The organism is Streptomyces sioyaensis, from assembly GCF_004122735.1.
GTDB lineage: Bacteria > Actinomycetota > Actinomycetes > Streptomycetales > Streptomycetaceae > Streptomyces > Streptomyces sioyaensis.
This window is the reverse complement of record NZ_SDIF01000054.1, coordinates 13,120-37,755: the sequence shown is the minus strand read 5'-3', so window position 1 is coordinate 37,755 and position 24,636 is coordinate 13,120. Positions and strand designations below refer to the sequence as shown.

Genomic DNA, 24,636 nt, shown 5'->3' with positions numbered 1-24,636 from the left:
TCTCACTCTCAGCGTTCAGGCTCAGCGTTCTGGAACGTGACGGGCAGCCGGTCCGGATAGCGCAAGGTGGCACGCGGCACCCTGACGGGCGGGGCGGCGAGTCGCGGGGGCACGGGTGCGGCCAGCAGCTCCTGGACGAGTGCCCGGATGATGATCCGGGCGAGGAGTGCGCCCGAGCAGGCATGAGGGCCCCAGCCCAGGGAGAGGTGCCGGTTGGGGTGCCGGTCGAGCAGCAGCGCGTTCGGTGCCACGAACCGTTCGGGGTCGCGATTGGCGGCACCGAAGAGCGCCAGCACCAGCTGACCGCGCTCGACGGTGACGCTGTCGATCTTGGTGGTTTCCACGCAGGCACGGGTGGTGCCCTGAACCGGGCCGTCGTACCGGAGGAGTTCCTCCACTCCGGAATCCAACCGGGCGGGGTCACGCAGGCGTTCCAGCGCGCCGGGGTGTTCGAGGAGGGCGAGCACGGCGTTGGCGGCCGCGCCGACGGTGGTGCTGAATCCGGCCAGGAAGAGCACACGCACGTTGTTCCACACCGCGTCTTCCGTGATGCCCGCGGCGCCCGCGCCGTCGAGGACCTGGGTGAGGAGACCCGGCCCGCGGCCGGCGGTGAACCACTCGTTCATGAGCTCGTTGATCCGGCTTCGGGCCGCCATCGCCGGTTCCAGCACCTCGGGCAGCAAGCCCGCGTCCATGCCGCGTACGAGCGCGTCGGACAACTCGGCGAAGGCGGCGACCGGCGGGGGATCCACCCCGAGCAGCCGGCACACCGCCTGGAGCGCCACCGGACGGGCCACTTCGGCGGTGAAGTCGAAGGAGGGCGCGTCGGCGAGCCGCTCGAAGACCGCGGCCGTGTCCCGGACCGCGAAGGCCGCGATCCCGTCGAGGTCCTGGTCGCGGAAGGCAGTGGTGAAGAGCCTGCGGACCGGTGTGTGGTCGGGCGGGTCGAGTTCCTGCATGCTCAACGCCGCGGTGGGTGGCGCCTCATGCCCCGCCCTGCGCCAGTCGCTGGCGAAGAGGTCCACATCGCTGAGCACTTTGTGACAGTCCGAGTAGCGCGTCACGATCCACGAGCCGAAGCGCTCACTCCAAAACACCGGCGAATTCTCCCGCAGCCGCTCATAAACGGGATACGGATCGGCCACCGTGGCCGCATCAAGCGGATCGTAGTCAGACACATTCCGTCCCGAGCGAGTGAGATGAACACGAGACCCACGCAAATCAAAAGTCGCGCGGGCCGGGGTCCGGAGACCCCGGCCGACGCCTCATATACCTCAGTACGCGTAACGCATGATGGCACCCCCTTGCCGTAGCGCGACGGCCCATTGCAAACGGAATCCACAAATCCGCAAAGGGGAATCTGAATTTCCGCCCCAAGGGCAACCGGCGAACTCCCGCCGGACGCCAAGACTCTATTCACATGGGAATTCGTCGCACGAGACACCCGATTTGACCGCAATAGTAGATTGCTGAGCTAGGGAAGGTTTTGAGCCATCGTCAAAATCCCACAAAGCTGTACGCATCGACGTCGAAACGTGACCCACATCACGAGTCGCAGTGATGACTATCGGCCACTGAGGCCGAATAACACTCACGGAATGACTAATTCGACCTTGCGAAAATTCCGAAACCGATCTGCCGATTCGCCGCTTCGTTGTGGCGTGAGCGCTCGCCGTGAGCGCTCGACCGTGAGCCCCTGCCGCCTTGGCCGGAGAGACCGCTGGGGCCGGCCCGCTCCGTGGCGGCCCGGCGGTGACTCCCCCCGCGGCCCGGGCCGTCGGTCAGACCTCCGTCGGACTCGGCGTCCGGCATCACCGGCCCCGTCCACGGCCGACGTCGGGTCCGCGGGTGACGTCGTGGACGCGCATGCTCGCCACGCCGGACAACGAACGCACCACGCCCTCCCGGGAATACCGCGCCTCACCTGCGGAGAAGGAAACGGGAAACAGCACCGTTCGCCTTGTCCGTCCGGCCGGGGCTGCTGCACGCTTTCGTGCGCACCCCGTTCGCCCGGATGGACGGTCATGGAGGTTCCCGTGCCACAACCGTCCCTCAAGTTCGGCGAGGAACTGAGGAAACGGCGTTTGGACGCCGGACTCAGCCTCACCGCACTGTCTTCCGCCGTGCACTACAGCAAGGCGCAGTTGAGCAAGGTCGAACGAGGCATCAAGGCGCCCAGCCGCGATCTCGCCCGGCTGTGCGACGCCGCCCTCGGGGCCGGCGGAGCACTGATCGCCCTGGTCGCCACATCCGGTGCCGGCACACCGGATGAACCGGCGGAAGGCGGAATCGATGAGGAGGAGTGGACGATGCAACTGTCACCGGACGGCTCGGGCTGGTTCCAGCCCCTGGGCCGCCGCCGGGTCGTGGCCGCCGGCGCCGCCTCGTTGATGAGATGGCAGACCGGCGGTGCGGGCCCGGTCCCGCAGGCAACGGGGGCCGGAATGCTGGAGGCGTCCCGCTCCCTGTTCACGCACTATCGGCGGCTCGGCCAGAGCGTCGAGCCCGGCGTCCTTCTCCCCGGCCTGATCGCGCAGACCCACACGCTGCGGGAACTCTCGGCGCATGCCGATTCCCGCACCCGCGGGGAGCTGCTGGCACTCGGCTCCCGGTACGCCGAATACGTCGGCTGGCTGGTGCAGGAAACCGGAGACGAACAGGCGGCACTGTGGTGGACCCAGCGTGCGGTGGACCTTGCCGCCGCCGGTGGTGACCGGGCGCTGGCCGGCTATGCCCTGGTCCGTCGGGCGTTGGTCACGATGTACCAGGACGACGCCGAACAGACGGTCGCGCTGGCACAGCGGGCGCAGAGCGGCGCGCTCCCGCCCCGGATCCGCGGGCTCGCCGCACAGCGCGAGGCACAGGGCCATGCGCTCGCGGGCGACCGCGACGCCTGTCAGCGGGCCCTGGACAAGGCCCGGTTGCTGCTCGCCCGCCAGGATGACGATGCCGACGCACCGGTGATCGGCCCCATGCATCTGCCCGACTCGGTCGGCATGGTCACCGGCTGGTGTCTGTTCGACCTGGGCCGCCCGCGGGAGGCGGCCGAGGAACTGAACCGGCAGCTCGCATGGGTCGCCCCCGACGCGGTGCGGACGCAGGTGCGTTACGGCGTACGCCGGGCGCTCGCCTACGCGGCGGACGGCGAGATCGACCATGCCTGCACCTTGACGAAGTCACTGCTCGATGGGGTGGCGGCCGTGCGCTCCGCGACCGTCACGATCGATCTCCGGCGTCTCGCCCGTGTCCTGGCCCGCCATTCGGATCACGCTCCGGTGCGCCAACTGGCGCCGCGCCTGGGCACGTTAACCCGCTTCACCCATTCCTGAGGAGGAACTCCCATGGCCGATGTGTTCATCAACTACCGGACGGGCGACGGCAATGAAACCGCCGCCCTGATCGACAACGAACTCTCCAACCGCTTCGGGAAGGACCGCGCCTTCCGCGCCTCGAAGTCCATCCCTCCCGGCACCGCCTATCCCGACGCCCTGCTCACGAGCTTGCGCCGCAGCGCACTGCTTCTGGCGGTGATCGGGGCCGACTGGATCAACTTCCGGGCCAGGCTCCGTGACCCGGAGGACTGGGTGCGGAAGGAGATCCTGGAGGCGTTCGCCTGCGGACTTCCGGTGATCCCCGTCCTGGCGGGCAGGACGACGGAACGCCTGAAGAAGGACGATCTGCCGGACGAGCTGGCGCGGCTGGCCGAGCTGCAGTCCGTGCGGCTGGACACGCAGAACGCCGAAGCCGATCTGAAGCGCCTCGGTGACCTGGTGGCCGAGATGGTTCCCGAGCTGCATGACCTCGAACACGCCGAGGCACCGGTCCCCGACCCTGGCTCGGTGTCCAACTCGGCCGGTGACATCCACGGAACGGCCGTGCAGAGCCGGGACTTCACCGGAGACGTCGGCGGCACCGTTATCAAGGGCTCGACCGGCCCCGTGCACTCCGGCAACGGCAACCTCTATCAGAATTCCCGCCATGTGTCGGGCGGCCGGCACTACTCGGGCGACGGCATGACGAATGTCGAAGGCGACCATCACGGTGACATCCGGCACCGGTTCGGCGGTCCGAAGCAGAGCGAGGACGACGAGCGGTGAACGAAACGTTCACACGGATCGACCATTCCACCGGCTCGGTGCATGCCGGCTACGGCGATATGCACCACCACAACTACTTCTACAACAGCTACACCGCAAGCCCGTTCGGGCAACAGACGGCCCCCCGAAGTCCCCGCCGCATCGCCGACGACCAACTCCGCCTGCTCAGACAGCGGTTCGTCGACCCCGAGGGGATGGGCGAAGCACGCCGTCTGCTGGCGGAGCGCAGCACCGTGATCCTGCATGGCCCGTCGGGGAGCGGCAGAACCGCCGCGGCACGCGTCCTGTTGTACGAACTTCACCGGGACTCCGGCATCTTCCGCGAATTGCTGCCCGGCGACGAAGGAGAGGCCACTCTCACGGATCCCGGGCTGGTCGGCGCCGGTGACCGGCTGCTACTGGACCTTGCCGAGGCCGACGGCGCCGGATGGGCGAGGAACCGCAGGGACCTGTCCGCGCTCCGCAAAGCCGTACACGAACAGCAGGCCCACCTGGTGGTCGTCATGCCGTACGACGGCACTCTGGAATCCGACCTCCAGTTCTACCGTGCCAAAATCTCCCACCCTCCTGCCCAGGAGGTGTTCCGGCGCCACCTACGGCTCCATCAGATACCGCATGAGGAGTACCTGCAATCCGCGCCCGCATTGGCGGATTTCCTGGACGAGCAGCCTTCGATCGAAGAGATCGCGGACTTCGCGGACCGCGTGCGGCGGGCCCGCGCGGAGCATCGGACGCCCGACGATTTCGCCGGCTGGTGCGAGCAGGCTCGGGACGCGCGGAAGGCCTGGCGACAAGAGGTCGCCGGCCTCGTCGCCGAACAGCCTGAGGCGTCACAGCGAGCCTTGCTGTGCACCACGGCCATGCTGCACGGCGCGCACGCCGACGTGATCCACCACTCCACCGAACTCCTGCTCCGCACCCTCAAGACCCCGCGGAGCACGCTTTCCTCCATCGAAGGCAAGGACCTCGCCGAGCGCCTGAAGGAGATCTCCGCGTCGGCCGGGCGGGACGGCCACGTACGGTTCGACCAGCTGGACTTCGACGCCGCCGTTCGCGCCCACTTCTGGGACCACCTGCCCGACCTCAGGCGCCCTCTCAGCACCTGGGCCCTCCGGACCGCGGAGCTGGTCGATCCACACGTCACCTCGGACCTCCGCGGAGAGCTGGTGCAACGGCTCGCCGACCAGTATCTGCGCACCGGGAAGTGGAGGGAGCTTGCGAACCTGGCCGAGGAATGGGCCGCCGCCGACACCACGAGCCGGGCTCGTCCGGAGGCAGCCGTCCACGCACTCACCTGCGGCCTGGAGAACAAACGGTACGGAGGGGGTTTCCGGCAGCTGATCTACACCTGGTGCCGGGACAAGCAACTGTCGGGAGAGCTCGCGTACGTCCTGCTCCGCGTCTGCACCGACGTGATCGCACCGACGCATCCCGACCAGGCAATGGTCCGGCTGCACCACCTCGCCCGCCGTGAGCGCGGTGCCACGCCCGCACTGGACGCCCTGAGCGATGTGGTGACGACGAGCAGCAGGCTCAGGCGCCGCATGCTCGCCCGCCTCACCCGGCATTCGTCCGTGCCGGCTGCTGACGCCCGTCTCTTCCTGCGGATCTGCGACCCGGTGCCGCTGACGGACCCGGGCGGCGCGCCCCGCGCGCTGGCGGACGAGGACTACGTACAGGGCTGTGTGACCTTCGGCTGGCGGGAGGTGTTCGCCCAGCTGCCGCGGTCGTACTGGCAGCCGTACGCGCAGCGCTGGCTGCACACCGCGTCCGACACCGGCGATCACCACGACCTGCTGCTCGACCTGCTGGTCGACGCCGCCGCCGGGGACGGCAAACGCCTCGCGACGCTGTACGCCGTGGCCCGCTCAGCCGAACCCACCACCTCCGGTGGCCCGGCACGCGGCGTCGCCACCACCGACCGCCTGCTCCAGAAGATCTCTGCGGCGCAGGGACTTGGCCCGTCAGCCGCCCGCTCTCGACCGACACCACCCAGGGGGACCGCACCATGACGACCGGCTGCAAGACGACGACCGTCTTCCTCACCATCCTGTGCGCTCTGCTGCTGACGATCCTCGGCCTGACGCAGGAGTGGCCCCCCTGGGCGTGGGCGACCCTCGCCGTTCTCGTCGTCGCAGTGCCCGCGGCAGCCTTCAAGATCGCTGTGATGCGGCGTGGCTCCGTGCCCGTCGATGTCGAGGAGCAACGCACCGCGGTGCCCATCGAGCGCAGGGAACAGCGCGTCAGCAACGTGGCGGTGCCCAGCCAATGGGCCGACTACGACTTCCTCTTCTCCGCGACCGTACGGTGGTACCCCCTCGATGCCCCCGGCGACGGCCCCGTCGTCAGCCCGGCGGGCCTCGCCGTCGAAGCGGTGCTGGACCGTGCCCGCGCGCTCACGGAGCGGCGGGAGCCCGGCCGGGCCTCACTCGTCCAGCACGAGCTGAGTGGCGCACTCGGCACGATGCGCCCGGACCGCACCGGCCACCTCCAGGTCATGGCGGAGGGTGTCACGCTCACCTTGCGCGAACACGATCAGGAGCGGTTGAACAAGCTCGCTGAAGTGCGCAAGGACAAGGCAGTCTGGGAACACCAGCGGAAGTACGAGCAGAGCAAGCGCGAGTACCTGGGCGAGGACGTGCTCAAGGACACCGGCAGCGCGGTGGTCTGGTGGCTCGCGAAGAACGACGATCACGTGGAGAAGACCGTGGCGGACCTCGGTCTGCTCGCTCAGCTCACGTCCGCCGCCAACGACACCGATGTGCCCCCACGACTGCGGGATCTCATCCCTCAGCCGCAGAGCGAGCGGCCCGACCTGAAAGCCATGGACGCACCACCCGCCTCGTTCGAACGCGAGCCGACAGCCGCTGACCACTTCGAAGCCTTCCTCGCCGGCATGGGATTCACGGACGGAGATGTCCGGCGGGGGATGCTGGCCAAGCAGATCGCCGAGATCATCAAGACGCAGGACCGGAACGAGACGGCCGAGGAACTGCTGAGAAGGTTCGACCCGCCGGCGAGCTACGCACCGGATGACGATGCGACCGACGACACGGCTCCCGGACTCTGACCTTCCCTCAGGAGACACGAAGAGGAACTGACACAGGGTTCGGACACGTCGTTAGGTGATCACGCAACAGGCCAAATTTCGCACGCCTGCCCGACGGAGATCACCTAAGGTGTGCGGCATGACGCTGCAACTTGTTCAGGTGAACTTCAAGGCCCGGGACGACTCGGCGCTCGGCCAGTTCTGGGCGGAGGTGCTCGGCTGGGAGGTTTCCAGCGAAGGGCCCGGCGTCACCAACCTCGTACCCGTGGGCTTCGACTGGCCGGACCCGTCCGCCGTCTGCATCGATCTCGTCCGCGTCCCGGACCCGGAGTCGGTGAAGTACCGCGTGCACATCGAGCTCGCCACCACCTCCGACGCCCATCAGGCGGAGTTGGTCGCACGTCTGACGGAGCTCGGGGCGACGCCCGCCGATGTGGGCCAGGGCGACGTGCCGTGGACGGTGCTGGCCGACCCGGAAGGCAACGTGTTCAGCGTCCTGGAACCCCGGGAGCTCTACCGGGACACCGGGCCGATAGCCGCCGTGGTCGTCGACTGCGCCGACCCACGGGCCATGGTGCGGTTCTGGGGCGAGGCGATCGACTGGACCGTCCACGAGCTGACCGACGACCGCGCCCTGCTGCGCTCCGTCAAGGGCGTCGGGCCGTACCTGGAGTTCCGCCGCACGCCCGACGACGAGATCGTATCGACCCGCATCCATCTCGACGTGATGTCCGACCCCGTCGAAGACCAGGCGAAGGAGGTCGCCCGGCTCGAAGGCCTCGGCGCGGTACGGGCCGACGTGGGTCAGGGTGACGTCTCCTGGGTCGTCCTGGCCGACCCGGCGGGCAACGAGTTCTGCGTCCTCGGCCGGGGCTGACGCGGAACTCCTTCCGCACCCTCATGTCGGTGCGGCAGCACGCGGGCCCCGCCCTCCCCGGCGCCACCTCATGACAGCCTGACCCACGCCTACGGCAGGCACCGGTCACCTGATGGTCACTCCCTGATCCCCGCGATCAGGGAGTGACCAAGGCGGTCAGCCCGTAGTCCAGCTCTGCGCCGTCGACGAGCAGCGCCTCGACCGTGCGCGTACTGGGGTCGATGTCGGCCACCATCCCGTGCCCGATGTAGCGGGGGTAGCCGGAGGCTCCCGTTTCGCCCGTCGCCTCGACGACCGCCGAGCGTACGGCTGAGTCCTCCACGGAGGCACCGCCCCTGTCCTCCACATGTTCGGGGACCAAAAAAATCGTGAAGCGCTGCGGCTCTCTAGTCACGCTCCGATATTTAAGTGCCTGTGGCACGAGCCGTGGGACAGGCGCGCGGTATCGGCCGAGGGCAGACCGTGGCGTACCTCGGTCTGCTCGCCCAGCTCACGTCCGCCGCCAACGACACCGATGTGCCCGACATCCATGAACGCGCCGCCCGCTTCTAGTGGTTCGCGTAGCCCAGCGTCTCCGACAGGCGTTTGCAGGCCGACAGCACCGCCTCGATCACGGGCGGATGCGCCTCCGGCGGCAGCCGCATCGTCGGGGCCGAGATGTTGACAGCGGCGACCGGGGCACCACGGAAGTCGCGTACGGGCGCCGCCACCGCGGTCATGCCCGGCTCGTGCTCCTCGATGGACACCACGTAACCGGCCCGACGCTCCTCGTGAAGTCGCTCCAACAGGGCCGGGACGGTACGGGGTGCGCGCTCGCTTCCGGGCAGTGGCTCTCCCGTCGCGTCCGCGGCGGCGAAGAGCGCGACCACTTCGTCGTCCGGCACGCCCAGCAGCAGCGCGCGTCCGCAGGACGTGCAGTTCAGCGGGGACGTCTGGCCGACCCGCTCGTGCACTTGCAGCGTGCGGACCGGGCGCTCCGACAGCACCGTCACCGCCGCGTTCCCGGCCAGCGTCGTGAGGTGTGCCGACTCGCCCAGCTGCTGAACGAGGGCGCGCAGCACGCGCGGCGCCTCGTGCCGGAGCGGATTCTCCTCGGCCGCGGCGGCGAGGGCGAAGAACTGCCAGCCCAGCCGGTACTCCATCGTTTCGGGGTCACGCACCGCGAAACCCTCTTCGGCCAGGACCTTCAAGGTGCGCGAGACCTGCGTCTTCTCCCTGCCGATCGCGTGTGCCATCGCCTGCACCCGCATCGGCCCCTGCCCGAGGGCACGCAGGACTTCCAGGGCGCGCTTGACGCTACTGAGGCTGTCGTTACTCACAGCTCAACCTTCGCCCATCCGTGCGTATAGCGCAACAGTCGTTGCTGCATGCGCCCCGGTGACGTAATGTCGACCTGCATGTGTGGCATAGCTGCGATTTACCACCAGTCCTCCAAGGACTCCGATCCCCTCCATACCTGCGCCGCGGGCCAGAAGATGCTCACCGGCATCAGGCACCGCGGCCCCGACGAAAGTGACCACTGGCTCCTCGGGCATTCCGCCTGGCTCGGTCACACCCGGCTGTCGATCGTGGACCTCGACGGCGGTCGGCAGCCCCTCGGCCGGCAGGACAGCTGGGCGCTCGTCTGCAACGGTGAGATCTACAACCACGCCGACATCCGCGCCGACCTCGGCGAGTCCGCCCACTTCGCCACGTCTTCCGACAGCGAGTCGGCCCTCGCCCTGCTGAAGCTGTACGGACCCTCCGCCCTCGACCGCCTCCACGGCATGTGGGCCCTGGGTGCCGCAACCCCCGACGGCCGCTTCGTCGCCGCCCGCGACCGCATCGGCATCAAGCCCCTCTACTGGGCACAGCGGGACGGAACCCTCTGGTTCGCCTCCGAGCTGCGCGCCTTCCCGCGCGAAGTGCAGCCCGTCGTCGAGGCATTCCCGCCCGGCTGCTACTGGACGCCCGAGACCGGCCTCGTACGGTTCGCCCACGCCGTCCCGAGCGTCGGCGCACCCGGCGGCGAAGCTGCCGAGGACTGGCTGCAGTTGGCGCCCGAGATCGCCGAGAAGGCCACCCACGAGGTCCTCGTGGACTCCGTACGCCGTCACCTCATGGCCGACGTCGACGTCGGCGTGTTCCTCTCCGGAGGGCTCGACTCCAGCGTGGTCGCCGCCATCGCCGCCCGCGAATACGCGAAGCGGGGCAAGACGCTGAAGACCTTCGCCGTCGGCACCGACGGCTCGCCCGACCTGCTCGCGGCCCGCGAGGCGGCGGCATTCCTCGGCACCGAACACCACGAGGCCGTCTTCGACGCCGAGCAGGCGACCGCCATCCTGGACCAGGTCGTCGCCTCGGTCGAGTCCTTCGACGCCAGCCTCATCCGCAGCGCCGTGCCCAACTGGTTCCTCTCGGAGCTGGCCTCCCGGCACGTCAAGGCGGTGCTGACCGGCGAGGGCGCGGACGAGCTGTTCGCCGGGTACGACTACTACCACAGCGCACACGCCGACCCTGCCGCACTCGACGCCGAACTGGCCCGCACCATCGGCGACCTCCACGGCCTGAATCTCCAGCGCTGCGACCGCGTCACCATGGCCCACGGCCTTGAGGCACGGGTTCCGTTCCTCGACGCGCAGGTCATCGCGCACGCCGTGTCGCTGCCGCCCGAGCTGAAGGGGCTCGAACCGGACGGCATGGAGAAGGGGCACCTGCGCCGAGCCTTCACCGGCTGGCTGCCCGAGCAGCTGCTCTGGCGCCGCAAGGTGCAGTTCGGTACGGGCAGCGGCGCACAGGACGTGCTCGCGCCGCAACCGGGAGCCGGGGACCACGACCGGGTCTCCGATGCGGAAGCGTCGGAGATGGGCCTGCGGACCGAGGAGGAGATCGCCTACTACCGGGCCTTCCGGCGGGCGCTGCCGGACGTACGGCCGGAGGCCGTACTGACGAGGTTCGCCACGGCCTGACATTCGGGCCGATGTGCCTTCTCCGATTCCTGCTCGAACTGCCGTGAGAATCACGCGGGTTCGGCTCCCGGTGACCGCCATGCGCTCTCCGGCCGAGGCGGTGGTCGCGAGCGGCAGAACCGCAGCGTGCATCGCGCACACGTCGCCGGTGACGTGCGGTGCCCGGCAGCGTTCGCGGTCCGCCGCCCCGCCCTGACCAGGGCCCCTGGCTGACGCTAGGTCAGGGAAGACCTGCGGAACCGCTCCTAGGGCTCCTGTTTCAGCGGTGTGTGCCGTCTCACGCACCCCAAAAGCCGCCTAAGTTGCGTGCATCACAGCGGAAATGTCCCTTTGGTGTCCATGCTCGAAACGGATACCGCACCCGAAGTGGGATCTACCGGTAACTCTTGGGCACGAAGCCCAGAGTGACCCATGCCACAGCACTCGGGACATTCCCCCTGCCCTGGAAGGTACCTCCTTATGGCCGCTTACCTCTGTCCTCCTGCCGTCATACACGGCGAGCACACCGTGGAGACCAGCGACATCGTGACGGAGGTGCGCGATCGGCATCCACACGCGGCGTGGGCACCGCGGATCGACGGCATCGCGGCCAGCACGGGCATCGAGACACGTGGGTGGATGCTGCCGCTGGAGGCCGCCGTCGCACCCGGCAATGGCGGCGGCCTGCGGGCTGTCGGCATCGGGTCGGCCCAAGAGGCGTTGGCACGCGACGGGTTCACCCAGCAGGACGTGGACCGCGTGATCACCGCACTTGAGGCGATACCCGCGCCGCAGACCGTCCAGGAGCGCACCGCGCCGGCCTGGGACGCCGTGCAGTCCTACGGGGAGCGTGCGGCGCGCGGGGCCCTGCAGATCGCCGGGCTGGACGCCGCGGACATCGACTGCGTCATCACCAGCCACTCCACCACCCCGGCGCTGCCGGGTCTGGACGTCGCCCTGGCCAACAAGCTTCCGCTCCGCAAGGACGTGCTGCTGCTGCCGGCCACGCAGTGGGCCTGTATAGCGGGGACCCGCTCCCTGGCGCTGGCGGCGGATCTCGTGGCCGCGGACCCCGACCGGGTGGTCCTGGTCGTGATCGCGGAGGCACTGAGCACGACCTACCAGCCCGCGGACGACACTCTGGAGTCCCTGATCGTCCGGTTGCTGTTTGCCGACACCGCGGTCGCCGCGGTGGTCACGGGCCGCCCGAGGCGCGAGTCGGTGCTGCGGCTGGACGCCACCTGGCACCACACCCTGCCCGGCACCCAAGATCTGCACCGCCTGGAGACACGGACGGACGGCACCCACTTCGTGATGGACCGGCGCGGGCCGCGCGCCGTACAGGAGACGGTCGCCGCGATGTGGGAGTGGCTGCGCGTCCGCTACCAGGACGACCCCGACTCCTGGCACCCCGACGTGCTGCTGGCGCACCCCGGCGGGACCCGGGTGCTGGAGTACATGGAGAAGACGATGCCCGACGCGTGGCCGTCGGGGCTGCTGGACTACAGCCGGGACAGCTACACCAGCGGCAACCGCGGAGGCGCCGCCGTGTTCGACATCCTGCGGCGGGCGCACGACGCCGGGCAGAAGCCGGGCAGCCGCGCCGTCCTGTACGCGGCCGCACCGGGCCTCACCGCCACCGCCCTGGAAGGGAAGTGGCTGTAGCGCAAGCCCGCGCCACCCGTACCGGCAAACGGGCCGTCCGCGTCACCTCGCGACTTCCGCCCAGACCACCTTGCCGGTGTCCGTCCACCGCACCCCCCATCGGGTGGTGAGCCTGTGCACGATGTGCAGGCCACGACCGCCGTCGTCGAAGAGGCCGCCCCGGCTCAGACGTGGCCTGCCGTTGCCGGTGTCGCCCACCTCGCACAGCAGGCCGTGACCGGCCCTGATCAGCCGTACCGTGAGGGGACCGGTGGCGAAGCGCACCGCGTTCGTGACCAGCTCGCTGACCACCAGCAGCACGTTGTCCCGGGTGTCGTCCCTGATGCGCCAGTGCCGCAGCAGCGCGGAGACCTGCGCGCGGGCACGGGCGGGGGCGTCGTCGCGGGCGGGCAGCCGCCAGGTCTCGGTGTCCCCCTTGCGGTAGCCGACCATCCGCGCGAGCAGCAGGGTCACATCGTCGCGCTGGCGCCCGGGTGCCAGGGCGGAGACGACGTGCCGTGCGGCCTGCTGCAGGGCGTCCCAGGGGTGCACCCTGGACACGGCGTCCGCCAGCCTGCCGATGCCCTCGTCGATCGACACGTCCGGATCCTCCACCAGGCCGTCGGTGTAGAGGACGAGCAGGGAGCCGGAGGGGGCGCCGAACGTGCGCACCTCGAACGGCTCCCGCAGCGCGAACTCGGCGCCCAGGCCGGGGTGCGGGCGGACCGTGAGCGGGCCCGCGTGCCCGTCCGGCGAGACCAGGACCGGAGGGAGGTGGCCGGCGCTGGACAGCGCCACATGGTGGCTGACCGGGTCGTAGAGGGCGATGCAGCAGGTCGACCCGAGGGCGCTGTAGCCGGCCGCCAGCCCGGACTCCGCGTCGTCCATCAGCGTCACGGTTTCGTCCAGGTGCTCCAGTACCTCGTCGGGCGCGAGCCCCGCGGACAGCAGCGCGCGGGCCTCCATGCTCAGCTGGCCCATGGTCGCCGCGGCTCCCAGGCCGTGCCCGACGACGTCACCGACCACCAGCGCGGTACGGCCGTCCGGCAGCGGAAAGCTGTTCACCCAGTCACCGCCGACGCCCGCGCTGTCCGGGGTGGCGGGCTGGTAAACGCTGGCGATCTCGATGGTGTCGCCGCCGGTCCGGGGCAGCAGCCGGCGCTGCAACGCCAGCACCTGCGTGTGCTCGCGCTGGTGCTGACGGGCCAGGTCGACGTGATGGGCGGTCCGGGCCACCAGTTCCTGCAGGTCGAACAGCTCGCTGTCGCGGAAGGGGCAGTCCGCCCGCCGCCAGACCTCCGCCACGCCCAGCACGACGGGCGGCGCGCCGTCCAAGACCAGCGGTATGCACGCCACACCCGCCGACCGGTCGCCGGGCACCAGGGCACGCATCACCCGTGGACTGCCGAGTACCCGCTCGACCGCCTCCCGGTCGGGTATGACGATGGCCTGCGGAGCGTCGTCCCGCCGTACCGCCTGCGCCAGCAGACGACTCGCGTCGCTGGGAAGATCGCCGCCCGGAGTCACGTAGCCCTCGGGCCACGCCCGGTCCGGCACCAGGGCCGCCCGCCGCAGCCGGATGCGCCCCTGCCCCTGCCCGGTGACTCCCTCGCCCGTCCACACGGCGAAGTCGAGGTCGACGGCAGCCACGTCTCCCCAAGCCAGCAGGGACTGCGCCAGGGACTGCGCGGTGTCCCCGATGTCCAGCGAGGTGCCGATCGCGGTCTCGGCGGCGTACAGGTGCAGCCTCCTGGCCATGGCGATCACGGAGACGGTCAGGCCCTCCTGAGGCACCGCGGCGGGCAGGATGCTCATCGAGACCACCAGCTCCGACCCGTCGCCGCGCCGCAGGCGCTGAATCCGGGCGACGTGCGCCTCACCGGTCTCCAATACCTGCCGCAACCGCCGGGTGACCGTCGGTACGTCCCCCGGGGGCAGGAGATCGACGAAGGGACTCCCGGGCACGGCGTCCAGACCCGCGAACACGGGGGCGTCCAGATTGCAGCGGGTGATGCTCAGATCCCGGTCCAGGTTGACCGCGCCGAGGATCTGATCCTGACGGCCGGCTGCCGGGTTGTCGGGTACGCGCTGGCGGGTGGTGCGGTCGCCCTGCGCGTCGGCGGGACCGGCGGCCGCTGCCGCCCCGCGGCGTGGGATGTAGCGTCCCAGGGCGCTGCTGACCAGGTCGAACGCCGAAGAGGACGAGCGAGAGGGTGTGGAGTCCATGCCGGCTCTCTCAGCAATCCCCGGCACAGCGCCGGGGCCGTACTCGGACCCGTGCGACGGGCCCCGAGATCCTTGGCCACACACTTCATTGAATAACACCGGGGGGCGCTTCGCCCACACCAGCGAATCGCGCGGTGAACGCGGACAGTGAGGGAACGGAACGCCGCGGCAGGTGGGGCCGTGCTCACCCTGCCGGGGGCCGTCGCCCGCCAGGGATTACGGGACACCCCTTGGCCAACCTTGGCAGGGCCGGCCTCGGCATCGGTCCTGGCACGGCCGGGGGTCTTCGCTGCGTGACGGCTACCTCGGGCAGGGCGCCCTGCCGTGCGAGCCACCCGGTCAGCGACCCGAATCCGGAACCTCACGCGGGACGGACGCAGCCGGGTGTCCGGGCCGAGAGACCCAGCCGGCGGTGGCGGCCAGGGTACGCAGGACGGTCGCGCCGGCGAGCACCACCGAGGAGACCGGCCGTCCCATCCATCGCGTCAGATCGCCTCGCAGGTCGGGATCGACCTCGACGGTCACCCGGATGTATCTGCTCTTCAGCCTGGTGACATCGGCGGACCGGGGTGCCGAGACATTCTGCTCGCGCCGCAATGCGGCGCGGTAGTTGTCCTTGCGCTGGCTCATTCCTCATCCTGACGCTTGATCAGTTCCTCCGCGAAGTCCATGTACGCCGAGCCCTTGGCCTGGACCGGGTTCCCGAAAGACTGGGCGTAGAGGTCGAGCCGCGCGATCTGGGTGTCCAGCACATCGAAACCCCGCTCGCCGAGTGCCTCACGAGCGTCGGCATCGGGCCCGGTGCGCGTGGCATCGGGACGGTTGGTGCGATTGAGCAGGACCGCCGTGCGGGCGGGTTCGGCACGCAGGGACTGCACGTCCGCCATCTCAGTAAGGATGGGTGCCATCCGGTCCAGTTCGATGGGGGCGGGGGTCACGGGCACGATCCACTCGCCGGCGTACCTCATGATGCTGCGGGTGATGCGGGGATGGTCCTCCAGCTGGGGCGCATCGAGCACGACGGCCTGTCGGTCGCCGAGGAAGTCGTTCACGCGACGGTGGACGTCCCCCACCGGCAGGGCGATCACCGGAAACGGAAAGCCACTGGCCAGCTCGCTCCAGCGCAGCGCGGAAGCGGCCGGGTCACCGTCGACCAGCAGCGGCGACAGTCCCGACTCATGAAGCGCGTGGGCCAGCCACACAGCACTCGTCGTCTTTCCGACGCCGGGCTTGAGATTCACAAACGCACAGCTCAACGGCACGAGAGCTGACGATAACGGGCACGCTCATCCGGCTTTGGCCGACACGAGGACGCGGCTTCGTGGTTCACCCGCACGCGAGTGAGAAACGGCGGGCACCCAGTTGTTGTCGCACCCGAACATGTCCCCACTTCGCCCACAGTCGTCGTGGTCGCAGCTCACTGGCCAAGGAAACTCAACCGCACCTGACGGTTGACATTGTCGACATTGGTGTCGACCAGGCAGACCGACTGCCACGTGCCCAGTGCCATCCGGCCCGACACGACCGGGAGGGTGGCGTGGGGTGGGACGAGGGCCGGCAGGACGTGGTCGCGGCCGTGGCCGGGGCTGCCGTGGCGGTGGCGCCAGCGGTTGTCGGCGGGCAGCAGGTCGTGGAGCGTGGCCAGGAGGTCTTCGTCGCTGCCTGCGCCGGTTTCCAGTACGGCGATGCCGGCTGTGGCGTGCGGCACGAAGATGTTCAGCAAGCCGTCGCGGCCGTCCGCGTGCTCTCGGAGGAACTCGGCGCAGTCGGCGGTGAGGTCGGTGACGGTCTCGGTCGTGCCGGTGGTGATGTCCAGGGTGCGAGTGGTGAATGCGGCGCTCATGCGGCCATTTTCGTACGGGCGCCCCGGGAAGACATACGGCGCCTCCCGGGTTGGGTGAAGCATGAACCACTTCGGGGTGCGTGACGTCGAGGTCGTGGTGATCGGTGCCGGGCAGGCCGGTCTGGCCGCGGCCTTCCATCTACGGCGGGCCGGCTGGGTTCCGGACCGGGACTTCGTCGTGCTCGATCACTCCCCGCGCCCCGGCGGGGCCTGGCAGTTCCGGTGGCCCACGCTGACGTACGACAAGGTGCACGGGATGCACGCACTGCCGGGCATGGAGCTGACCGGCGCCGATCCGCAGCGCCCGTCGTCCGAGGTGATCGGCGGGTACTTCGGCCGCTATGAGCAGACCTTCGGGCTGCGGGTGCACCGGCCGGTGAGCGTGACGGCGGTGCGGGCGGGCGCCGACGATCGGCTGCTGGTCGAGACGTCCGAGGGCGCTTACGCACCGCGGGCGCTGATCAACGCGACCGGGACCTGGGACCGGCCGTTCTGGCCACGGTTTCCGGGACAGGACGTCTTCGCCGGCCGTCAGCTGCACAGTGCGCAGTACAAGGGGCCGGGGGACTTCCGCGGTGCGCGGGTCGTGGTGGTGGGCGGCGGGACGTCGGCCGTCCAGCAGTTGCTGGAGATCGCGCCGGTCGCGGCCGCCACGACGTGGGTGACCCGCCGGCCCCCGGTGTTCCGTGAGGGGCCGTTCGGCGAGGAGCAGGGCCGGGCCGCGGTCGCGCTGGTGGAGCAGCGGGTGCGGCAGGGGCTGCCGCCGCGGAGCGTGGTGAGCGTGACGGGGCTGCCGATGACCGAGGCGGTCCGGCGGGCCCGGGCGAGCGGCGTGCTGGAACGGCTGCCGCTCTTCGCGCGCCTCACGCCCGGTGGGGTGGTCTGGGCCGACGGCCGTACGGTCGAGGCCGATGTGCTCCTGTACGCGACGGGCTTTCGTGCGGCGCTCGACCATCTCGCCCCGCTGCGGCTGCGCGAGCCGGGCGGCGGGATCCGGATGGACGGCACCCGTACCCTGCGCGATCCGCGGGTGCACCTCGTCGGCTACGGACCGTCGGCGAGCACCATCGGCGCCAACCGGGCGGGCCGTGCCGCGGTCCGCGACATCCGCCGGCTGCTCGACGGGGAGGCTCAACCTGCCCATGGGGAGACGGATTTGGCCGGACGTCTGGCCTCGTGAAGTGTGCCCTGTGCCGCCGTCACAGGGCCCCGTAAAGGCCCCGTCCATGGGAACACGCGGGCGCGGGTGCACGCGTTCGCCGGCACGCATGGTCGCAAAGCTGAGGGATTCAATTGACTCACCGCAACGGGCAATGATGTCGAGGCGCAAGCGGCGGGCTGCAGACCACTGCGGCGCCTCCGGTCGAAACCCCTTGCTGGACCGGAGAGTTGGCTCCCACACCGAAGGAGTAGCCCCGATGAACATCATCACCAACCTGCTCGCGAGCATCCTCCACTTCGTGGGGTGGCTCGTCTGACCGACCCCGCCCCGAAGTGCGCCACCCCTCCCTGCCCCTGGAGGGGCGGCGCCTTCGCGTGCCACCGGGCCGGGGCGGGGCGGGTTCCACGCTCCCGTCCGGCGCGCAACCGCGTAGAACGAACAGGCCCTAGGTGTCCAGCGGCCGTCGGGCGGTTTCCGGGAGGGTGAGGTAGACGAGGAACGAGACGAGGCAGAGGGCGGCCACGTACCAGGGGAAGAGGTCGGGGTGGCCGGCCTGCCGGAACCACGTGCCGACGTAGGGAGCGGTGCCGCCGAAGAGGGCGACGGTGAGGGAGTAGGGGAAGCCGATGCCGGCGGCGCGCACCCGCGCGGGGAACACCTCGGCGTTCACGGCCGCGGCGATCGCGGTGTAGCCGGTGAGCAGCACCATGCCCGCGCACTGCACCAGCAGGAGCGAGAGGAACGCGTCGGTGACCAGGTGCAGCAGCGGTACGGCCAGTACGGCGAAGCCCAGGGAGAATCCGAGCAGCAGCGGTTTGCGGCCGATGCGGTCCGAGAGCAGCCCGCCGAGCGGCTGGAGCAGCGCGAAGAAGGCGAGCGAGAGGGTGCCGACGGTGAGCGAATCGCCCTTGTCGAAGCCGGCGTTGACCTGGGCGTAGGTGGGCAGATAGGTCGTCCAGGTGTAGTAGGCGAGCGTGCCGCCCGCGGTGATGCCGCAGATGAGCAGCGACTGGCGGGGGTGGCGGCGCAGCGCCTCGAAGAGGCCGGGGCGCTCGGCGGCCCGCCGCTCGGTGATGGTCTCCTGGGCCCCGCGCCGGATCCACAGTCCCAGCAGGCTCAGCAGCGCTCCGAGGAGGAACGCCACCCGCCAGCCCCACTGGCCCATCTGCCGTTCGGTGAGCAGCGTCGCCAGCAGCGCGGCGGTCCCGGACGCCAGCAGCTGGCCGGCGGTCGTGGACACGTACTGGAAGCTGGCGAACAGCCCGCGCCGGCCGGGCCCCGCCGATTCGACGAGGAAGGTGGTGGAGGCCGCGAACTCGCCGCCCACCGACAGTCCCTGGACCAGGCGGGCGAGGACCAGGACGACCGGGGCCAGCACTCCGGTGGCCGCGTAGGTGGGGGTGAGCGCGACCAGCAGACTGCCGCCGCCCATGAGCAGGATGGTGAGGGTCAGTGCGGTCCGCCGGCCGCGACGGTCGGCGAGCGCGCCCATCAGCAGTCCGCCGACCGGCCGCATGAAGAAGCCGACCGCGAAGACGGCGAACGTCGACAGCAGGGGCACCAGGGAGTTGCCGGCGCCGTGCGGGAAGACCTGGTCGGCGAAGTAGACGGCGAGGAAGGAGTACGCGTACCAGTCGTACCACTCGACGGCGTTGCCGATGGAGGCTGCGGCCAGCTGACGTAGCCGCGACGGCGGGCGGGCGTCGCCGGGTGCCCGGTCCTCGGCTATGTATTCGGCGTTCGACATGGTCCTCCGCTCCGGGTTCTTCTCCTGGGCCTGCCGCTGGGGCAGGATGAGCCGACAGGTGATCATGTACCGCGGAAGCGGCGGGCCGCCAGGGGCCCAGGGCGGCCGAAAGGAGAGGGCACCGTGCGCGTAGCACTGTTCGTCACCTGTATCAACGACCTGCTCCATCCACGGACGGGGCAGGCGGTGGTGGCGCTGCTGGAACGGCTGGGGGTGGAGGTCGGCTTCCCCGACGGACAGAGCTGCTGTGGCCAGCCCCAGTTCAACACCGGATACCGGCACGCGACCGAACCGCTGGTGCGCCGTTTCGACCGGGTGTTCCGCGACTTCGACCATGTCGTCACCCCGTCCGGGTCCTGTGCCGCGATGGTGCGGGACAACTACCCGCGGATCGGTGCGAAGGCGGCCGCCGAGGGGCGCGGCCGGGAGCTTGCCGACGCGGCGGCGGCCGCGGTGCCCAAGACCTACGAGCTGACGGAGTTCCTGGTGGACGTGCTGAAGGTGGAGGACGTCGGCGCCTACTACCCGCATACCGTCACCTATCACCCCACCTGTCACGGCCTGCGGATGCTGGGGCTGGGTGACCGGCCGCGGCGGCTGCTGGAGCGGGTCAGGGGGCTGGAGCTGCGGGAGTTGCCGGGCGCCGAGGAGTGCTGCGGGTTCGGCGGCACCTTCGCGGTGAAGAACGCGGCGGTCTCGGCGGCGATGGGCGCCGACAAGGTCCGCAATGTCGTCGCGACCGGCGCCGAGGCCCTGTGTACGGTCGACAACTCCTGTCTGCTGCACCTCGGGACCACCCTCACCCGGCAGGGTGCGGCGGTCCGCCCGGTGCATATCGCCGAGATCCTGGCCAGTACGGAAGGGAGGGTGTGGTGAGCGGGACGTACCTGGGCATGCCGGCGTTCCCCCGGGCCGCGGCCGCCGCCACCCGTGACGGCCGGCTGCGGGCCAACCTCACCCACGCCACCCACACCATCCGCGACAAGCGGGCGGCGGCCGTGGCCGAGCTGGACGACTGGGCGGAGCTGCGGGCGGCGGGCGCGGCGGTGAAGGACCGTACGCTGCGCCATCTGGACCACTATCTGGAGCAGTTGGAGGCCGCGGTCACGGCGGCGGGCGGGCAGGTCCACTGGGCGGTGGACGCCGACGAGGCCAATGCGCTCGTCACCCGGCTGGTGCGGGAGACCGGCGAGCGGGAGGTCGTCAAGGTCAAGTCGATGGCGACGCAGGAGATCGGGCTGAACGACGCGCTGGCCCGGGCCGGTATCCGTGCCTACGAGACGGATCTGGCCGAGCTGATCGTGCAGCTCGGCGGGGATCTGCCGTCGCACATCCTGGTCCCCGCGATCCATCGCAACCGCTCCGAGATCCGCGACATCTTCCGCCGGGAGATGGCGGGTTGGGGCCGTCCGGCGCCCGAGGGGCTCTCCGACTCCCCCGCCGAGCTGGCCGAGGCCGCGCGGCTGCATCTGCGGGAGAAGTTCCTGTCGGCGAAGGTCGGGATCTCCGGCGCCAACTTCATGGTGGCCGAGACCGGCACCCTGGTCGTGGTGGAGTCCGAGGGGAACGGCCGGATGTGTCTGACCCTGCCCGAGACGCTGATCTCCGTCGTCGGCATCGAGAAGGTGGTGCCGAGCTGGCAGGATCTGGAGGTCTTCCTGCAGCTGCTGCCCCGCTCCTCCACCGCCGAGCGGATGAATCCGTACACCTCCACCTGGACGGGCACGACGGACGGCGACGGTCCGCAGACCTTCCACCTCGTGCTGCTCGACAACGGGCGGACCGACGCCCTCGCCGACACCGTCGGCCGGCAGGCGCTGCGCTGTATCCGCTGCTCGGCCTGTCTGAACGTCTGCCCGGTGTACGAGCGGGCCGGCGGGCACGCCTACGGTTCGCCCTACCCGGGCCCCATCGGCGCCATCCTCACTCCCCAACTACGTGGTATCGGTGGCCCGTTGGAGGCTTCGCTGCCGTACGCCTCGTCGCTGTGCGGGGCGTGTTACGAGGTGTGTCCGGTCGCCATCGACATCCCCGAGGTGCTGGTGCATCTGCGGGAACGGGTGGTGCAGGGCGGCCCGGTCACCCGGGGCGGGGCGCGGGTCGTCCTCAAACCGGCCAAGGGGCATGCCGCGGAGCGGGCCGCGATGCGCGCGGCGGCCTGGGCGTTCGACCACCCGGGCGCGCTGCGCACCGGGGAGCGGCTGGCGGCCCGCACCCGGCGGCTGCATCCGCGGCGGCTGCCGGGGCCGGGCCGCGCCTGGTCCGCCACCCGCGATCTGCCCGAGGTGCCGGCCGAGTCCTTCCGTGACTGGTGGCAACGCACCCGCCGGACATCGGCCGCACAGCAAGGAGGCAGCGGGTGAGCAGCCGGGACGTGGTGCTGGCGCGGGTGCGCCGGGCGCTGGCGGATGTGCCGCGCGGGGAGCGGCCGGACGAGGCGCCGGTGGCGCGGGACTACCGGCGGGTGCACGGGTCCCGCACGACGGAGCAGACCGTCGAGCTGCTCGCGGAGAACCTCGCGGACTACCGGGCGCTGGTGCACCGCAGCACCGCCGGAGCGCTGCCGGAGCTGATCGGCCGGCTGCTGGCGGAGCGCGGGGCCCGTACGGTGCTGGTGCCGCCGGGTCTGGATGCTTCCTGGCTGGCCGGTTCCGACCTCACCCGTGTCGAGGACCGGGCGTCCGCCACCCCGCGGGAGCTCGACGCCGTGGACAGCGTGCTGACGGGCTGCGCGGTGGCGATCGCGGAGACCGGCACCCTGGTACTGGACGGCGGGCCCGATCAGGGCAGGCGCCGGATCACGCTGGTGCCCGACCATCACCTCTGTGTGGTCCGCGTCCCTGAGCAGGTGGTCGGTTCGGTCCCTCAGGCGCTGCCGCGGCTGGCGCCGGACCGCCCGCTGACCTGGATCTCCGGCCCGTCCGCCACCAGCGACATCGAGCTCGACCGGGTGGAGGGGGTGCACGGGCCGCGGACGCTGGAAGTGATCCTGCTGGCGGGGTCGTAGCCAGCGGACACCGCGGCGGCCGTGCGGGCGGTGGCGGGGCCCACCCCGTCAGCAGGGCGCTGCCGCCGGTCGCGCGCCCTCTCGACAGCCCCGGGAAGAGGATGCGGCGGCCACCCCGACCACTGAACTGGCCGCCGCGCCTCCGACCTTACCCGTGGGTCACTTACGGGGCCATGATCTGCTCCCCGGCCGGGGTGAGGTGTGCGTCACGCCGTACCAGCGCCGCATAGCGCCCCTCGGCGGCGAGCAGTTCGTCGTGGGTGCCGCGCTCGGCGATCCGGCCGGCGTCCAGCACCACGATCTGGTCGGCGTCGCGGACCGTGGAGAGGCGATGGGCGATGGTGAGGGTGGTGCGGCCCGCGGACAGCTCGTCGATGGCCTGCTGTACGGCGTGTTCGGTGTGGGTGTCCAGGGCACTGGTCGCCTCGTCCAGGACGAGGACGGGCGGGTCGCGCAGGATGGTCCGGGCAATGGCGAGGCGCTGTTTCTCGCCGCCGGAGAAGCGGTGGCCCCGCTCGCCGACGAGGGTGTCGTAGCCGTCGGGGAGGGCGGCGATGTGGTCGTGGATCTGGGCGGCCCGGGCGGCGCGTTCGATCTCGTCGTCGGTGGCGTCCGGCTTGGCGAAGCGGAGGTTGTCGGCGACCGAGGCGTGGAAGAGGTAGGTCTCCTGGGAGACCACGCCGACCGCGCGGGCGAGGGTGTCGAAGTCGAGGTCGCGGACGTCGGTGCCGTCGAGGGTGACGCGGCCGCCGGTCACGTCGTAGAGCCGCGGCACGAGGTAGCTCAACGTGCTCTTGCCGCTGCCGGTCGGTCCGACGACGGCGAGGCTGCCGCCGGCGGGGACGGTCAGGTCGATGCCGTCGAGGGTGGGGGCGGCGTCCGGGTCGTAGCGGAACATGACGTTCTCGAAGCGGATTTCCCCCCGCGGGGCCGCGATCCGGACCGGCTCGGCGGGCTCGGTGATGGCCACCGGCAGATCGAGGTACTCGAAGATGCGCTGGAAGAGCGCGAGCGAGGTCTGCATCTGCACGCCGGTGGAGAGCAGGGAGACGGTGGGCCGCAGCAGGCCCTGCTGGAGCGAGACGAAGGCGACCAGGGTGCCCAGGGAGAAGGCGGGGCCGCCGAGCTGGAGGACGAGTCCGGCCGACCAGTAGATCAGCGCGGGCATGGCGGCCATGACGATGCCGATGGTGGCCATCCGCCAGCGGCCCGCCATGTTGGCGCGGACCTCCAGACCGACCAGGCGCTCGGACTCGTCGGCGAAGCTCTGGGTGAGGGAGTCGGCGCGGCCCATGGTGCGGCCCAGGAGGATGCCGCTGACCGAGAGGGACTCGGTGACCATCGCGGACATCGCGGCCATCTGCTTCTGGCGGGTGGAGGTGATCTTCTTGCGTTCCTTGCCGACCCGGCGGCTGATCCAGACGAAGAGCGGAAGCAGCAGCAGGGAGACGACGGTCAGCCGCCAGTCGAGGGCGACCATGGCGCAGACGGTGGCGATGACCGAGGTCAGGTTGGAGACCAGGGAAGTGGCGGTGGAGGTGACCGTCGCCTGCATCCCGCCGATGTCGTTGGCGATCCGGGACTGGACCTCGCCGGTGCGGGTGCGGGTGAAGAAGGCCAGCGGCATCCGCTGGAGCTTGGCGTAGACGGCGGTGCGCAGATCATGCATGACGCGCTGGCCGACGGTGGTGGACACCAGGGTCTGCAGGACGCCGAAGACGCTGGTGGTGATCGCGGTGGCGATCATGCCGAGGGCGAGCAGGGTGAGCAGTCCGGTGCGCCGGCCCGGGATGGCCACGTCCAGGATCTCCCTGAGGAGGAACGGGGAGGCCACCGACACCAGCGAGGAGGCGCCGACGAGCAGGCCGACGAGGGTCAGCCGGCCGCGGTAGGGGCGGAAGAGGGCGAGGATCCGCCGCAACGGGACCGGTTCGTCGGGGTCCTTGGGCGGTGGGGTCCACTGGGGATCGTCGCGGTGCATGGGCTCCTTCGGGAGGGGTGTGGGACATGCCGGCCGGGACCGGCCGGAGGCAAGCGTCGTGGAGCTTAGCTCATTG

The 24,636-nt window shown here is 70.5% G+C and carries 21 protein-coding genes; 12 read left to right on the top strand and 9 right to left on the bottom strand.

The window, feature by feature from the left end; genetic code table 11:
• Positions 1-8: 8 nt before the first annotated feature.
• Positions 9-1,097 (bottom strand): cytochrome P450, encoded by a 1,089-nt coding sequence (locus EST54_RS19395; protein ID WP_129248903.1) that lies wholly within the window; start codon positions 1,095-1,097, stop codon positions 9-11.
• A 939-nt stretch (positions 1,098-2,036) separates the two neighbouring features.
• Here EST54_RS19395 and EST54_RS19390 point away from each other — a divergent pair.
• From EST54_RS19390 to EST54_RS19365, 5 genes are all read left to right on the top strand, one after another.
• Positions 2,037-3,329, top strand: a complete 1,293-nt coding sequence (locus tag EST54_RS19390; protein WP_203525349.1) for a helix-turn-helix domain-containing protein — start codon at positions 2,037-2,039, stop codon at positions 3,327-3,329.
• Between the two features lie 12 nt (positions 3,330-3,341).
• Positions 3,342-4,097 (top strand): toll/interleukin-1 receptor domain-containing protein, encoded by a 756-nt coding sequence (locus EST54_RS19385; protein ID WP_129248901.1) that lies wholly within the window; start codon positions 3,342-3,344, stop codon positions 4,095-4,097.
• Positions 4,094-6,109 (top strand): P-loop NTPase family protein, encoded by a 2,016-nt coding sequence (locus tag EST54_RS19380; protein ID WP_129248900.1) that lies wholly within the window; start codon positions 4,094-4,096, stop codon positions 6,107-6,109. Before EST54_RS19385 ends, EST54_RS19380 begins: the two co-directional genes overlap by 4 nt.
• Positions 6,106-7,167, top strand: a complete 1,062-nt coding sequence (locus tag EST54_RS35530) for a hypothetical protein (protein WP_239012639.1) — start codon at positions 6,106-6,108, stop codon at positions 7,165-7,167. The genes EST54_RS19380 and EST54_RS35530 overlap by 4 nt, the downstream gene beginning before the upstream one ends.
• A 118-nt stretch (positions 7,168-7,285) precedes the next feature.
• The gene (locus EST54_RS19365; protein ID WP_129248899.1) at positions 7,286-8,023 is read left to right on the top strand and encodes a VOC family protein; all 738 of its coding nucleotides are present in this window, start codon (positions 7,286-7,288) and stop codon (positions 8,021-8,023) included.
• Positions 8,024-8,159: 136 nt separating this feature from the next.
• On the opposite strand, the gene EST54_RS19360 is transcribed toward EST54_RS19365, so the two are convergent.
• On the bottom strand, positions 8,160-8,417 hold the full coding sequence (locus EST54_RS19360; RefSeq protein ID WP_129248898.1) for a hypothetical protein: 258 nt from the start codon (positions 8,415-8,417) through the stop codon (positions 8,160-8,162).
• Between the two features lie 14 nt (positions 8,418-8,431).
• Between EST54_RS19360 and EST54_RS34125 the strand changes: the two genes are divergently transcribed.
• Positions 8,432-8,575, top strand: a complete 144-nt coding sequence (locus tag EST54_RS34125; RefSeq protein WP_154074031.1) for a hypothetical protein — start codon at positions 8,432-8,434, stop codon at positions 8,573-8,575.
• On the opposite strand, the gene EST54_RS19355 is transcribed toward EST54_RS34125, so the two are convergent.
• Positions 8,572-9,342, bottom strand: coding sequence for an IclR family transcriptional regulator (locus EST54_RS19355; RefSeq protein WP_129248897.1), 771 nt, complete (start codon positions 9,340-9,342; stop codon positions 8,572-8,574). The genes EST54_RS34125 and EST54_RS19355 overlap by 4 nt on opposite strands.
• A gap of 78 nt (positions 9,343-9,420) precedes the next feature.
• Here EST54_RS19355 and asnB point away from each other — a divergent pair, with 78 nt between their 5' ends.
• Together asnB and EST54_RS19345 are read left to right on the top strand one after the other, a co-directional pair.
• Complete coding sequence (gene asnB, locus EST54_RS19350) at positions 9,421-10,971, top strand: asparagine synthase (glutamine-hydrolyzing) (RefSeq protein ID WP_203525350.1); 1,551 nt, start codon at positions 9,421-9,423, stop codon at positions 10,969-10,971.
• A gap of 459 nt (positions 10,972-11,430) precedes the next feature.
• Complete coding sequence (locus EST54_RS19345; protein ID WP_129248895.1) at positions 11,431-12,615, top strand: beta-ketoacyl-[acyl-carrier-protein] synthase family protein; 1,185 nt, start codon at positions 11,431-11,433, stop codon at positions 12,613-12,615.
• A 42-nt stretch (positions 12,616-12,657) separates the two neighbouring features.
• Here EST54_RS19345 and EST54_RS19340 read toward each other — a convergent pair whose 3' ends face one another.
• The 4 genes from EST54_RS19340 to EST54_RS19325 form a co-directional block, all read right to left on the bottom strand.
• Positions 12,658-14,820 (bottom strand): ATP-binding SpoIIE family protein phosphatase, encoded by a 2,163-nt coding sequence (locus EST54_RS19340; protein WP_129248894.1) that lies wholly within the window; start codon positions 14,818-14,820, stop codon positions 12,658-12,660.
• A 339-nt stretch (positions 14,821-15,159) separates the two neighbouring features.
• Positions 15,160-15,450 carry a hypothetical protein gene (locus tag EST54_RS19335; protein WP_129248893.1) on the bottom strand — a complete coding sequence of 97 codons (291 nt, stop codon included), beginning with the start codon at positions 15,448-15,450 and terminating at the stop codon, positions 15,160-15,162.
• The gene (locus EST54_RS19330) at positions 15,447-16,061 is read right to left on the bottom strand and encodes a ParA family protein (protein WP_129248892.1); all 615 of its coding nucleotides are present in this window, start codon (positions 16,059-16,061) and stop codon (positions 15,447-15,449) included. The genes EST54_RS19335 and EST54_RS19330 overlap by 4 nt, the downstream gene beginning before the upstream one ends.
• Positions 16,062-16,237: 176 nt before the next feature.
• Positions 16,238-16,663 (bottom strand): secondary thiamine-phosphate synthase enzyme YjbQ, encoded by a 426-nt coding sequence (locus tag EST54_RS19325; protein ID WP_129248891.1) that lies wholly within the window; start codon positions 16,661-16,663, stop codon positions 16,238-16,240.
• A 61-nt stretch (positions 16,664-16,724) separates the two neighbouring features.
• Between EST54_RS19325 and EST54_RS19320 the strand changes: the two genes are divergently transcribed.
• Positions 16,725-17,843: an NAD(P)-binding domain-containing protein gene (locus EST54_RS19320; protein ID WP_129248890.1), complete on the top strand. Its 1,119-nt coding sequence runs from the start codon at positions 16,725-16,727 to the stop codon at positions 17,841-17,843.
• A 427-nt stretch (positions 17,844-18,270) separates the two neighbouring features.
• Here EST54_RS19320 and EST54_RS19315 read toward each other — a convergent pair whose 3' ends face one another.
• A complete protein-coding gene (locus EST54_RS19315; RefSeq protein WP_129248908.1) occupies positions 18,271-19,572 on the bottom strand; it encodes an MFS transporter in 1,302 nt (433 codons plus the stop codon).
• Positions 19,573-19,695: 123 nt separating this feature from the next.
• Here EST54_RS19315 and EST54_RS19310 point away from each other — a divergent pair, with 123 nt between their 5' ends.
• Genes EST54_RS19310 through EST54_RS19300 form a run of 3 tightly spaced genes read left to right on the top strand, consistent with a single transcriptional unit; the run spans position 19,696 to position 22,579 of the window.
• Positions 19,696-20,448 (top strand): (Fe-S)-binding protein, encoded by a 753-nt coding sequence (locus tag EST54_RS19310; RefSeq protein ID WP_129248889.1) that lies wholly within the window; start codon positions 19,696-19,698, stop codon positions 20,446-20,448.
• The gene (locus tag EST54_RS19305) at positions 20,445-21,935 is read left to right on the top strand and encodes a lactate utilization protein B (protein WP_129248888.1); all 1,491 of its coding nucleotides are present in this window, start codon (positions 20,445-20,447) and stop codon (positions 21,933-21,935) included. The genes EST54_RS19310 and EST54_RS19305 overlap by 4 nt, the downstream gene beginning before the upstream one ends.
• Positions 21,932-22,579, top strand: a complete 648-nt coding sequence (locus EST54_RS19300; protein WP_129248887.1) for a LutC/YkgG family protein — start codon at positions 21,932-21,934, stop codon at positions 22,577-22,579. The genes EST54_RS19305 and EST54_RS19300 overlap by 4 nt, the downstream gene beginning before the upstream one ends.
• 163 nt (positions 22,580-22,742) lie before the next feature.
• On the opposite strand, the gene EST54_RS19295 is transcribed toward EST54_RS19300, so the two are convergent.
• The gene (locus EST54_RS19295; RefSeq protein ID WP_129248886.1) at positions 22,743-24,560 is read right to left on the bottom strand and encodes an ABC transporter ATP-binding protein; all 1,818 of its coding nucleotides are present in this window, start codon (positions 24,558-24,560) and stop codon (positions 22,743-22,745) included.
• Between the last annotated feature and the right edge of the window lie 76 nt (positions 24,561-24,636).